The organism is Pseudomonas sp. 67(2021), assembly GCF_017491835.1.
Taxonomy (GTDB): Bacteria; Pseudomonadota; Gammaproteobacteria; order Pseudomonadales; family Pseudomonadaceae; genus Aquipseudomonas; species Aquipseudomonas atacamensis.
Window position 1 is genome coordinate 66458 of sequence record NZ_JAFGYL010000007.1, and the last position, 12773, is coordinate 79230.

General features: G+C 56.7%; 11 protein-coding genes. 4 read left to right on the forward strand and 7 right to left on the reverse strand.

Translation table 11 applies throughout. The features are described 5' to 3' along the window. Window positions 1-14 precede the first annotated feature (14 nt). Window positions 15-500, reverse strand: coding sequence for a DUF6130 family protein (locus J5M66_RS11560; protein WP_207809544.1), 486 nt, complete (start codon window positions 498-500; stop codon window positions 15-17). Window positions 501-909: 409 nt separating this feature from the next. Here J5M66_RS11560 and J5M66_RS11565 point away from each other — a divergent pair, with 409 nt between their 5' ends. Further along, window positions 910-1290, forward strand: coding sequence for a hypothetical protein (locus tag J5M66_RS11565; RefSeq protein ID WP_122507382.1), 381 nt, complete (start codon window positions 910-912; stop codon window positions 1288-1290). 72 nt (window positions 1291-1362) lie between these two features. Here J5M66_RS11565 and J5M66_RS11570 read toward each other — a convergent pair whose 3' ends face one another. The 6 genes from J5M66_RS11570 to J5M66_RS11595 all read right to left on the reverse strand — a co-directional run bounded on the left by J5M66_RS11570 (window position 1363) and on the right by J5M66_RS11595 (window position 8495). After that, on the reverse strand, window positions 1363-3753 hold the full coding sequence (locus J5M66_RS11570; RefSeq protein ID WP_207809547.1) for a TonB-dependent siderophore receptor: 2391 nt from the start codon (window positions 3751-3753) through the stop codon (window positions 1363-1365). Between the two features lie 121 nt (window positions 3754-3874). Then, on the reverse strand, window positions 3875-4855 hold the full coding sequence (locus J5M66_RS11575; protein ID WP_207809549.1) for a FecR domain-containing protein: 981 nt from the start codon (window positions 4853-4855) through the stop codon (window positions 3875-3877). Beyond that, on the reverse strand, window positions 4842-5360 hold the full coding sequence (locus J5M66_RS11580; protein ID WP_207809552.1) for a sigma-70 family RNA polymerase sigma factor: 519 nt from the start codon (window positions 5358-5360) through the stop codon (window positions 4842-4844). Before J5M66_RS11580 ends, J5M66_RS11575 begins: the two co-directional genes overlap by 14 nt. 185 nt (window positions 5361-5545) lie before the next feature. Continuing rightward, a complete protein-coding gene (locus J5M66_RS11585; RefSeq protein WP_207809554.1) occupies window positions 5546-6439 on the reverse strand; it encodes a LysR family transcriptional regulator in 894 nt (297 codons plus the stop codon). 95 nt (window positions 6440-6534) lie between these two features. Then, a complete protein-coding gene (locus tag J5M66_RS11590; protein WP_123442456.1) occupies window positions 6535-7275 on the reverse strand; it encodes an SDR family oxidoreductase in 741 nt (246 codons plus the stop codon). Window positions 7276-7598: 323 nt separating this feature from the next. Beyond that, the gene (locus tag J5M66_RS11595; RefSeq protein WP_016774759.1) at window positions 7599-8495 is read right to left on the reverse strand and encodes a LysR family transcriptional regulator; all 897 of its coding nucleotides are present in this window, start codon (window positions 8493-8495) and stop codon (window positions 7599-7601) included. A 503-nt stretch (window positions 8496-8998) separates the two neighbouring features. Between J5M66_RS11595 and J5M66_RS11600 the strand changes: the two genes are divergently transcribed. The 3 genes from J5M66_RS11600 (at window position 8999) to J5M66_RS11610 (ending at window position 12621) form a co-directional block, all read left to right on the forward strand. Further along, entirely contained in the window at window positions 8999-9649 is a 651-nt protein-coding gene (locus tag J5M66_RS11600; protein WP_123442458.1) for a hydrolase, read from the forward strand. Window positions 9650-10031: 382 nt separating this feature from the next. Beyond that, complete coding sequence (locus tag J5M66_RS11605; RefSeq protein ID WP_160769499.1) at window positions 10032-11744, forward strand: sigma-54-dependent Fis family transcriptional regulator; 1713 nt, start codon at window positions 10032-10034, stop codon at window positions 11742-11744. A 298-nt stretch (window positions 11745-12042) separates the two neighbouring features. Then, a complete protein-coding gene (locus J5M66_RS11610) occupies window positions 12043-12621 on the forward strand; it encodes a nuclear transport factor 2 family protein (protein ID WP_016774755.1) in 579 nt (192 codons plus the stop codon). Window positions 12622-12773 lie beyond the last annotated feature (152 nt).

Genomic DNA, 12773 nt, shown 5'->3' on the forward strand with positions numbered 1-12773 from the left:
TGATAGCACGGCGGTCATGGTTTTACCGCGTGATCATCGTCAGTACGGGGAGCGTCCATCGGTTTCTTCTCCGGTACTGTAAAACTCACTGTCGTACTGGTGATGATCTGGTGCGTCGGATCGGCCACTTCCAAGAGAACCTTGTGAGGACCGGGCGTTAGCCCGACCAGGATAATCGGGTCTTCACTGGTGTGCGCCCACGTACCTTTCCAGTCATCGACGGTCACGTGAAGGTGACCTAAGCGTGGTGATACCTGCGCAGCCACCTTGCCAAAAACCGGCATGATCCTGGCGTGCTCTGTTCGAAACTGGATGATGACCACTCCACGGGCGAGCGGCTCGGCAAGCGGCGGGTAGGCAATGAGTCTCGGCGCACTCTCGGATGCCAAGGGCAGTATCGCCGGTGGAGAATCGCTGTCTGCTGCCCCTTGTCCAAGTACGGATGTGCAAAAGCAGACACCCAAAGCCAGGGCCAATAGACTTCCGGGAGCGAGGGACATGATCTGTTTCTCCGCGTGATTTTATTCAAGCGTAGATCAACCTGGGTATTGCCCGCGGCTCATTTGAAAATGGAATCATCCAACGTATCTCATCGATACTGACTGGCCGCTTCTGACCGATCTTCGTGTCACGGATCGCCGAATACCCAAAAGCGGCCACCCTTGTGTTTGTGTACTATCTCAATTCGCTAGCGCCAGTGAGCGCGGGTCTCGATACCCGCTTTGTCACTTTATCTGATGACAGTCCAAGTCGACCTCTGCCGAATAAGCCCCGGGGGAAAACGGGACCACCCAATCAGAAGCTGCTTTCGAACCATAGCTGTCGCTTAACAGCAAATCTGCCAACATGTTTTCTAACAGGCTTGTCCTGAATCCATCGCAAAACCGAACTCACGAGTACTTTGATCATATGGCCACAGGTCTTAGTGATGCCGAGCTTGATTACGTACTGGGGATGATTGAGAAAGCCCCAAACACCGAATTAAATGTTATGTGTGAGCACCTGCAGATCGACAGCCGCGATCTTCTCAATCAGTTGGCGATCTCAGTGGCAAGACTGTTTATCACCGGCGGCCGCGATTTTCACTACTGTGATGAGGTGATGAATATTGTCATCAGCGATATCGTCGATCTGTCCTTGTACGCAGAGATGCCCGAGCCGGCATTTTCGATCTATCAGGCATTTGATGCGGGCGAGTATTGGCACAGCGGCGATGACCGGGAGGTATTCCCTTGGGAGAGGTGGACCCGTCCTGAGCTTGAGAGAATTTTGCGTGAGGTCGGCGGCTAACAACCAAGTCGAAGGTGCCCGCGGTAACGCGGGCACCGTTTTCTGTGTGGGGAAAAACGCTGACCCGCCTGCTTACCAGTTGTAGCTCAGCTTGGCGGTAATCTCGCGGCCCGGGTTGTAGAAGTTCGCGGTGCCGGAGCCGACCACGTGCTGCTCATCCAGCAGGTTGCTGACGTTCACCGCCAGGTCGGTGCCCTTGGCGATCTTGTAGTTGAAGGCGGCGTCGAACAGGGTAGTGCCATCGCTTTTGCCGGAGTTGGCTGCATCGAAGTAATAAGCGCCGACGTAGCGCGCACCCAGGCCCACGCTGACATCAGTGGCGGGTACGTCGTAGTAACTCCACAGCGAAGCTGAATGCTTGGGTGCCGTGGCGAATTCGTTACCCTTCAGCGAGCTGCCGTCGTACAACGAACCGCGCAGTACCTCGGACTCCATGTAGGAATAACCACCGATCAGGCTCAGGTTTTGCGTCACCTGCGCCTTGGCCTCCAGGTCGAGGCCACGCGCCCGCGATTCGCCCACTGTCTGCTGCTCGATGATGCCGCTCGGCAGCACCACGGCGATGGTGACGTTTTCCTGGGTCAGGTCATACACGGCGGCGGAGAACAGTGCATCCATTCCCATCGGCGCATACTTCACGCCCACTTCGTACTGCCTGCCTGTCTGCGGTGTCACGCCAACCTGCGGCGGCGAGACGGATTCGACCATGCTCACGTAGGTGGACACCTCATCGTTGACGATATAGGTCAACGCACCTCGGTAGGAGGTTTCGGAGAAGTTGTCTTTCTCAGTGGATTGCAAGCCTTTGCTGGTCAGGTCCATCGAGTCGTTGCGCACGCCTCCGGTGACGATGAAACGCTCGTAGAACGACAGGTTCTGCTGAAGGAAGACGGCCTTGGTGGTCGCGTCTCGCTTGTTGACGGCATACGGCGCGATTGAGCGTGGAACGCCAGTAAACACAGGGTTGGCAATATCGATCGGGGTTGTCAGGGCGTAGACCGAGCTTTCCTTGGTGGTCGAATCGAGATACTCCACGCCCACCAGGCTGCTGCTGTCGATGTTCTCGAAGCGGGCATCGTATTGCAGCATCAGATTGCCGTTGAACTGGTCAGCTTCGGTGTCGGTGCCAAACAGGTATCGATCAACGGTGGTACCGACACGCGCGGCGCTGTCGCTGAGGTACACGTAGCCGAAATCATCGGTCAACTTGCTGTAACGCAGATTGCTGCGCAGCACGAAACCGTTGTCGAAATCATGGGTGACGTTACCGCTGAGGCTGGTGCGCTCGACATCGTGGAAGTTGTAGCTGGGCTCGCCATAAAACTTGCTGCGGTCGTATTCCCGATCCAGCGGATAGCCGCCGCTGTTGGGCGAACTTTCGGTTTTCAGGTAATCCAGAATCATCGTGGCCGATGTGTAATCCGTCGGTGCCCAAGTCAGGCCACCCATGAACAACTGGTTGTCGTCCTGCGAATGATCGTACTCGCGATCGCTGTTCTGGCCTTTGGCAGTAAAACGGCCGGCCAGGGTTTTCTCGTCGTTCAGCGCATCGCCGACATCGATGCCGGTCTCGACATGGTCAAACGAACCGTAGGTCACATAGCCTTGGCCAAACTTCTCGAAGCGCGGCTGTTTGGTCACGAAATTTACCGAACCGCCCGGGTCCGCAGGGCCAAACAGGGTGGAGTTAGCGCCACGCAGAATCTCGATGCGCTCATAGGCGAACGGATCTTCGCGTACCCCGCGCATCGAGCTGAGGGTCAAGCCGTCACGGTAGGTGGTGGCCTGGAAGCCGCGGATCTGGAAATAGTCGTTGCGATCATCCGTACCATAAAAGTCGCTGACCACGCCCGGCGTGTATTGCAGCGCTTCTTCCGTGGTGCTGACGCTGCGTTGCTGCATTTCCTTGTTGGTCACCACCGACACCGATGCCGGTGTATTGAGAATGCTGGTGGCGACCTTGCCGCCCACCCAGAGCTCCTTGGCAACCACCGAGTTGGCGTCGTCGTCGGCACTGACCCGGACCTTGGCATTGATGATGAGCGGGGCGAGGCGGTAGTCCTCAACAGCCGTTGCGTCGAGCTCCAGCGGGCCGGCGGTTTTTGCTTGAGGGGTCAGCAGGTAAGCATTTGGGCCTTGCTGTTCGATCTGCAATTCGCTGCCCTGGAGCAGGGATGACAGCGCTGCCGATGTATCGAGCGAGCCATTCACCCCAGCCGTGGTGCGGTTCGCCACACTCGAGGCGTCGAAGGAAAGACTGATGCCAGCCTCGCGCGCAAAGCGGTCAAGCGCTGGCGCCAGTGGCCCGGGGGCGATATTCCACTGTTTGACTTGATTGCTGTGATCAGCGCCCGAGGTTTGCGCCAGCGATGGCAATGCGTAGCTGCTCACGATCAAACCCAGGATCGCACCGTGCATGGCACGACTTAATGGATGGCGCTGTGAAACCGGGGACGAACTCATTTTCTCGCTCCAAGAAAGGACATCGGCAGACTGGCCTGTATTCCGGCCTTCCTTAGAGGTCGAACGAGAATGAGAAACCACCTCATTATTTTTCAGGTAGCGAAAAAATATTCGGGTGGAGTCAGGTGGCAGCGGTTACGGTGACCCAGTAACGGGTTCGGTAATCAATGTGCAGGCGCAGTGACTGCGCGATCAATGCCAGGACCCGATCGTTGTCGGCGAGCTGGAAGGTGCCGGAAACGCGTCGATCAGCGACCTCTTCGGCGCAGCGCAGGACTCCTGGGCGATAACGCGACAACTCTGCGATGAAGTCACCAAGGCGCATATGGTTCGCACTGATCACTCCGTCACCCCAACCCCATAGATCAAGGCCGTTGTCCCTGAACCTTCGGGCGTCACTTGAGGTGAACAGCAGTTGGTTTCCTGCCAGGACGTTGCGGCTCGCAGACGCTTGACCGGAACCGGGGAAAACCGTGACTGATCCTTCCTGAGCGGCGACCAGAGTGCCGTCGTCACGCTCGCGGACCAGAAAGCGCGAGCTGTGGGCTCGCATGATCCCGTCGCGTGATTGCACCCACAACGGTCGCGCTTGCGGCGAGTGTTGATCCGCACCGACATTCACGATGATTTCACCACGGCGCAGGATGATCAGGCGCCGCTGGGCGTCGAAATCGCTGTCGACGGCGCTATCGCTATTGAGCTGGATAAGGCTGCCATCATCGAGTTGGAAACGTCGTTGCTCGCCGGTGCTGCTGCGCTGCTGTGCAAGCATGGAGGGCAGGGGGGTGTAGTCGCGGCCGAGCCAGGCTGCCGTGCCGACCGTCGCCAATACGCCCAGTAGCTTCAGGCTTTCCCGCCGGCGCATTCCCTGCTGGGCGCCCTTAAGGGTTTGTCGAGCCAGCTGAGCTGGCACGCCTTCAAATTCATCGCCAAGCGTTTCCACACGCTGCCACGCCAATCCATGCTCCGGGCGCTGCTGCAGCCAGTGCTCGAACGTGCGCTGTGTCTGTTCATCGGCTTGATTGAAGCGAAGGCGCACCAGCCATTGGATCGCCTGCTCGACAATGGCCGGATCCAGCGCCTCGGGCTCAGGCCTCGACATAACGCAAGCGATAGCAGTGTTGCAGGGCCGTGGCCAGGTCGCGCTCCACCGTCGCTCGGGAAACACCGAGCTTTTCGGCGATTTGTGCGCAGGTCAGACCGTCGAGTCGGGCAAATAAAAACGCCTGGCGAACTCTTGGTTTAAGCGAGTCGAGCAGACGGTCTATGCGCTCGAGCGCATCGAGAATCATCAGCCGGCTTTCTTCCGATGGAACCTCGTGTTGCGGCAGCAAGGTGATGCTTTCCAGGTAGGCACGTTCGAGTTCGCGACGACGATACTGATCAATCATCAGACCGCGGGCGATGCTGCTCAAATAGGCGCGGGGTTCGCGCAGGGCGCCGGACTGATGGCGGTGCTTGAGCACTCGCACAAAGGTGTCCTGCGCCAGATCTGCGGCGTTGTCGCGACAGCCGATGCGCCGAATCAGCCAGCCCTGTAACCACGAGAAGTGGGTGCGATAGAGCATCCCTGGATCTGCAGTACCTAGTGTTTCGTCGCTACGCATCGGCATCCCGGGACATACATGATTGATAATGAATCGCATTCTACTCAGGCGATTGATCTTAGGCAAACATGCGCAGCTCAGCGCCTGCATGCAGGCGAATGGCATGGTTGTGCAGGAACTACGAGTGGAAGATGCGTCCGGCAATTGGATAGATTGAACGCTCGCCGTCCCGAGTGGCTTGCCTTCTAAAGGGAGAGGACGTTGCCTGGGCTCACATCTGCGAACCAATCGACCAGCATGTCCGTCAGCACCCGTATCTTTCGCGCAGGGTGCTGGCTTTGGGGGCGAACAATGTAAATACCCGCCGGAACAGGGGGATATCTGTGCATGACGGACACCAATGCGCCAGATTTGATGTGCTCGTCGATGACGCTGTCAGAAAGGTACCCTAGACCCAGACCTGCAACGGCTGCCGCGGCGAGCGCGACAGGATTGTCAGCCTTGAAGCGCCCTTGGGGATTAACCATGATGGACTTTTGGCCATCCATAAACCGCCAGGTTTCCGCACCTTGCATAAGAGATTCATGCGTAAGAATCTCGTGGGGAGCCTCTGGCGCTCCATGTGTACTCACATAGCCTGGGCTTGCCACGAGTTTGCCGTGAATGCTGCCCACACGCTTTGCGATGAAATTGGAGCTCTGTAAATGGCCGACCCGAATAGCACAATCGAAGCCCTCGCCAATCAGATCGACGATACGATCGCTGTAACTTGCATGAATGTGCAGGAGAGGGTGGCGTCGCCCCATTTCAGCAAGCACGGGGGCAATATGTGTCGGGCCGTACGAGATCGGTGCTGCGATCCGGAAGCGGCCTCGAAGGTCTCCATCTGGAACAATGGCGTCCCTGGCCGCGTCAAACTCAGCGACGATCCGCGCCGCATACTCTCGCAAGGCGGCTCCCGCTTCGGTGACAGCAGCACCACGGGTTGTCCTGGCCAATAGCTGCACACCCAGTTGGGTTTCCAGCTTCAGAAGCCTGCGGCTTATTATCGATTTCGCAACACCCAGTCGCCGGGCCGCCGACGAAACACCGCCCGCGTCGGCTACCTCGACGAAGGTTCGAAGATCATCAATATCCAATGCTTCCTGCCTCTGCAAATGGCCATTAGTGCGTTTCAACCCCTGACCAACAGTCCATGGCTGCCGTCCACTGCGGACAGCTGCCTGAGCGTTAGTCAAGCGATCGCACCGCCGTCCACGGTCAGGATGGCGCCAGTGATCAGGCTCGCGGCAGGACTGGCCAGATAGACCACCGCACTCGCAACCTCGCGAGGCTCGCCAAAACGTCCCAAGGACGACAGGCTCCGCTGAAAGTCGCCGGCGGGGCCGAAGGCTGGATTTGCGTCGGTGTCGACCGATCCCGGCTGAACAAGATTAACGGTTATGCCGGTGGGGCCGAGTTCACGTGACAAACCCCGGGTGAATGCGAGCAACGCCGACTTGGACATTGCATAGGCTGTTACACCCGCAAAGGGCACCCGCTCTGCCAGTCCCGAGCCAATTGTGATGATTCTTCCGCCAGCGGGCAGATGCGGGATGACCGCCTTTGCGAACAGGACGGGGCCTCGCACGTTGATATCCATCAGTGCTTGATAGTCGTCTACATCAATGTCGGCGATCATTCCGTTCAAGCCGATAGCCGCGCTATTGACGAGAATATCGAGGCCGCCCAGCGTCGAGATGGCCTGCGCGACTGCGCATTCAATGGCTTGCGGGTTGGCACTGTCGGCTTGAATCGTGATAGCACGACGCCCTTTATCAGCGATGAATTTGGCCACTGCCTCAGCTTTTTCCGTCGACTGCTGGTAGGTGAACGCAACATCGGCGCCATTCTCTGCCAGTGCCACTGCGATAGCGGCGCCGATCCCGCGAGCTCCTCCCGTCACCAACGCACGTTTTCCTTCCAAATCGATCATTACTCACCTGTCTGGCATGCAGTTATTTGGCCGCGCGCATTCACCAGGGATGGTGCAAGCGTGCCGATACGGGGGCGGATATTAGGGATCCAGTTCCTTGGTTTGTAGTCTCGTGGGTTGTATTACTGTGTCGCACAAATCGGAACATCCAACCGGGTGTTGGCGTTATTCGCGAGTGAGGAATGAAACTTTGGAGAAATATTCGGGTGCGCTGATCAGGACTGGACGTATTAGCCGCGATAGCTCTGATGGATCAATAAGTAAGCCTGGTATCCATACTTTGCTTTCAGGACTCACTCTAAGGGAGCTTGCAATCGGGTCTTTCAGCTCTGTGGCGACTCAGGAATATGTGCCGCCTGGTCGCAGTATTCAAGCAGCAATTCGGTGAGCACCCTTATCTTTCGCGCAGGGTGCTGGCCTGGCGGTCGAACTACATAAGCGCCTGCTGGAGGCGGCGGATAATCCGTCATGATCGCTACAAGTGCGCCGCTCGCCAAATGCTCATGCGTGACCCAGTCAGGTAACCAGGCAATGCCGATGCCGGCCAAAGCTGCGGCCAGCAATGCGGTGCCATTGTCGGCTTTGAACGTTCCCTGCGGGCGCACCGTAACCATCGTGTCACCATCCATGAATGACCACGATTCATTGCCTTGCATCAGTGCTTGGTGGCTGACGACTTCGTCGGGTGTTTCGGGCGCTCCATGCGCCTTGATATAGACGGGGCTTGCCACCAATTGGCCAAAGATCGGTCCGATACACCGGGCGATCATGTTGGAATCGGGCAGGTAGCCCACCCGTATCGCGCAGTCATACCCCTCGGCGATGAGGTCAACGAAACGATCGGTGTAGTTCGTTTGCACATGAAGCTGTGGGTGACGCCTGGCCATTTCCGCGAGGATCGGCGCGAAATGTATTGGCCCCAAAGTCAGGGGCGCGGCGATCCGCAGGCGGCCACAAAGCTCGCCGGAAGGCAAGATCGCATCGCGTGCCGACTCGGCCTCAGCGCATATTCTGGCGGCGTAGTCGCGGAAGGTCGCCCCAGCTTCGGTAAGGGCCGCACCGCGGGTGGTACGCGCCATCAGTTGCACGCCCAGCTCTGCTTCCAGGCGGGCAAGCCGGCGACTGACGATAGATTTCGACGTGCCCAGGCGCGTTGCCGCACGGGAAATGCCGCCGGCATCGGCCACTTCTACAAAGGTTTCAAGCTCTTCTATATCCATTTCCACGTTCCTTTTTTTGTCACGCAGCTACGCACGGAATGCGACTACCAGAACGTACATCTGAACTGCACATTACGGAGTTCGCGCCTTGGCGCCAATAGCGGTTCCCGGGGACGTCCTGATCTGTGCGTACATGGGGCCACTTTTCGAGCGGCCGGCAGTGCGTGCGAGTGTCGACAAGCTGCTACAGGATGTATTGCGGGGGCGTATACGGGTTGTCATTGAACGGGCCTTTACCCTATCGCAGGCTGCTGCGCATGACTTCGCGGAGCGAAGCAAACCGCTGGGGCGCGTCGTCATGAAGCCGTGAAGCCATCGCCAGAGAATGGCAGCAAAAACCGTGGCGTTCCTCATTGCGCGACACAGTTAGTCATTCGCTGCTACTACCCGAAGGTTTGAGGGCGCTGCACAGTGCATGAGGCATCGCCGCTCATAAGGCGCGCTGCACGGAAACTGATCCCGCAAATAAACGTGCCAACCCACGGCAACAAGAGGATGGATTAATGGCTTTTCGTAACGGTCTTGCTTCGCTTCTTCGTCCAGAAGACTCCGTACTTGTGTTGATCGACCACCAGCCTTTTCAACTCACCAATCTCAATAGCCACGATCCGCACGCAGCGGTCAACTGTGCGACAGCATTGGCGAAGGCTGCGAAGGCGTTTAACGTCCCGACCGTTCTGACCAGTGTGATTGCCGAGCGTGGCGGTTGGATCTTTCCGCAAATCACCGACGTTTTCCCCGGTCAGGAGGTGATTGACCGAACGCTCATCAATACTTGGGAAGACAAGAAAGTAGTGGACGCGGTCAAGGCAACAGGCCGCAAGCAATTGGTCCTGGCTGGCCTGTGGACTGAGGTCTGCGTCGCCATGCCAGCGATTCAAGCACTAGGCGAGGGCTGGGACGTTACCGTGGTCACCGACGCGTGCGGTGGCGTTTCGGTCGAAGCCCATCAAGTCGCCATCCAACGCATGGTCGGCGCCGGGGCAAATGTCATGACCTGGTTGGCAGTCATGGCTGAATGGCAACGCGACTGGGCACGCCTCGATACGGCAGGCGCTGTAACCGATGTGCTTCTCCAGCATGCTGCAGGTAGCGGCATTGCTTATCTGTGGGAGCAGCAATTGCTCGACACGCCGGTACCCGCTGAAGGTTGATCAGCACGGGAGTGAGGGGCCAGTGAAGTACCGCTTTGCCAGGGAGGCGCCCCATTCCCGCGTTCATCGACGGCCGATACTGAAGGCGTGCATTCGCAATCTGCTGGGATATTGCGAATGATCAATACCTAGTCCAACACAGCACATGGCCGGCTCGGGCCAGATCACCAACATTAAGCCTGGCTGTGACTTTGGCGCTTGGTAACTGCCTTCATCTGCCCGCGAAGCCCGTGCACCGTCATGTCTTTGCATCGGGAGGCCCGCTGGCTCTGCGTAGCAATGCACTAAAATCCCTTCATATCGCGATCGATTGTTTCGGTGCTTTCACTCGGCGCCACAGCTTGATCAAGACCGCTCAAAACAATAATCGAGGTCTCTCTCAATGGCTGTCAGTTACAACCCTGAGCTCCACTATTCCGGCTTTCACGACCTGAGCGACCAGGTTCGTTTTCAAAGCACGGAAGGCAAGATCTGGTTTGGCGAGCAGCGCATGTTGTTGATGCAGGTATCGGCGATGGCTAATTTTCGCCGTGAACTCATCAATAGCCTCGGCGTCGACCGCGCCAAGGGGTTCTTCTTGCGCCTTGGCTACCAGTCTGGACTCAAGGATGCGGAAATGGCCCGCAAGCTCAGACCAGACAGTCCGCAGTTGCAGATGTTTCTGGTCGGCCCGCAACTGCATTCCCTCAAAGGTATGGTCAATGCGAAACCCATTCAGTTAGAGCTGGATCAGGAGAGCGGCCATTTTTATTGCGAGCTCGAATGGATTGACTCCTTTGAGGTCGAGACTTGCCTGACTGAAGTCGGCCTGATGGAGGAACCAGTTTGTTGGTCTTTGTTGGGCTACGCCTGTGCGTACAGTTCTTCATTCATGAAACGCGAAATCATCATCCAAGAAACGACCTGTCGCGGATGCGGGGATGAGCGCTGCATCATTATTGGTAAACCTGCCGAGGAATGGGAGAACGCCGCAGAATTCAGGCAGTACTTTCAAGCCGACCCAATCATCGAGGAGCTGTATGAACTGCAATCACAGATCAGCTCTCTGCGTAGAAGCCTGGAGAAGCAGGAAGCTCAATTCTATGGAGTAGGGCGCTCGCCTGCCTATTTGAAGGTATGCAAGATGATCGACAAGGCTGCCAAAGGAAAAATTTCCGTCCTGCTGCTCGGAGAAACTGGCGTCGGCAAGGAGGTCATCGCACGGAGCGTGCATCTGCGCAGTGATCGCGCCGAGCAAGCGTTTGTCGCAGTGAACTGCGCTGCCATTCCTCAGGACCTGATTGAAGCCGAATTGTTTGGTGTTGAGAAAGGCGCTTTTACCGGCGCCAATCAAACCCGCCCAGGACGCTTTGAACGGGCCAACGGAGGGACGATTTTTCTAGACGAGGTGGTGGAGCTGACGCCCAGAGCGCAGGCGACATTACTTCGGGTACTGCAAGAGGGTGAACTGGAACGGGTAGGCGATTCCCGAACCCGCAAGATCAATGTGCGAGTCATCGCTGCTACCAATGAAAGCCTCGCCGACGCCGTCGAAGCGGGCCGGTTTCGCGCCGATCTCTATTACCGCTTGAATGTGTTTCCGGTGCAGATTCCCCCACTGCGCGAGCGACTTGAAGATCTGCCACTGCTGGCCGAGCACTTTATAAGCAAGTTTCACTTGCAATATCACAAGCGAACGCTGGGTTTATCAGACAAAGCTCTTGAATTGTGTCGCCGCTACGCCTGGCCGGGGAATATTCGCGAATTGGAAAATACGATTGAGCGTGGCGTCATCCTGACCGACAGCAACGAGACCATAGGCCAGGATGCACTCTTTGCAGTCTTCCCAAAAACAGACGATTCGCACGGTGATCGTCTCAACTCTGATGGCGCGTTGGTTCAGGCTGGCGGTGAAGAACCTTGTCCCGATTGGGTTACGCAGATCTTTGATAAAAACATCAGCCTGGATGCTGTGGAAGAACGGCTGATGCGCCGCGCCATGGAGCTTTCACACCAAAACGTCTCGCAAGCCGCTCGCATGCTCGGCTTGACCCGGCCGGCACTGGCCTATCGCCTGAAGAAAAGCGGCTTGTTGCATGACGCGAGTCTTGAGTGACTTTGCGTGGCCGCCTGGCGGTTCACCGTGGACCACGCTTGAGCTGGATTGATCAAATCAACAAAACCTCGCCGAGACTTCATCAAATGATCAAACAAGCCCCTCGATAAACTCCGAGCCCGATACTCGCGATCTCACATTAAGCTATATATCATTGATAAATATCGATTTATATACGGTTTATAAAATTGGCATAGCCCTTGCTCCAGTACCACTTGTCGCTTTTCGACGCGTCGCAATTTGCAACATGGGTTGGATGACCGCGAATCGCAAAATCGTACTCATAAATGGAGAGCTCATGAATACTCGAAGCATCAAATTGATCACTGCAGCAATGGCGCTCGCCTCATGGTTAGTAACAATCACTCCAGCGTCGGCGCAGTCAGCTACTGAAGCGCAATCTGCTGCTTCACTAGCGGTTGTCGTGGAATTCCTGGCCAATACCGCACCCGATAAAGTCGAAGCCGCGGCAATGAGGTTGGCAGCTCCAGACGCCACCTATGTTTCTCTAAACTTTGACAATCCAGAACTCAGAAAAATCATGCCGTGGACCGGCACAAACAAAGGTCCCAAAGCCTTTAGCTCTTTGTTTTTGCAGGTCTCAAACTACTGGAAAATCGAAGACTTTACGATTACTACCAAAATCGCTTCCGGCGAAGATGTCGCGATTTTCGGTAAGTTCACCTACCGCTCCGTGGCGGTCGGACATCTGTTCACATCACCGTTTTCCATCCATGCGAAAGTTCAGGATGGAAAGATGACCTATTTCCAGTTCATGGAAGATACCTACGCGTCTGCCAGTTCGTTCCGGCAGTCCGGTTCATGGACCGTGAAGACATCCAAAGATGCACTTCCCTTCAAGGTGGGAGCGAATTAGCCGCAGATGATGTGCACTTGCAAAAGCAGCTTGGCAAGCGTTTTTCGGGCATTTAACTGAACCCCGCGAACGCGGCTGAACAATGCTGCATTCGTAAATTCAAGGGGCTTTTCGGCACCCCTGAACTCGTCCGGAAAGTGGCTTTTAGCCCT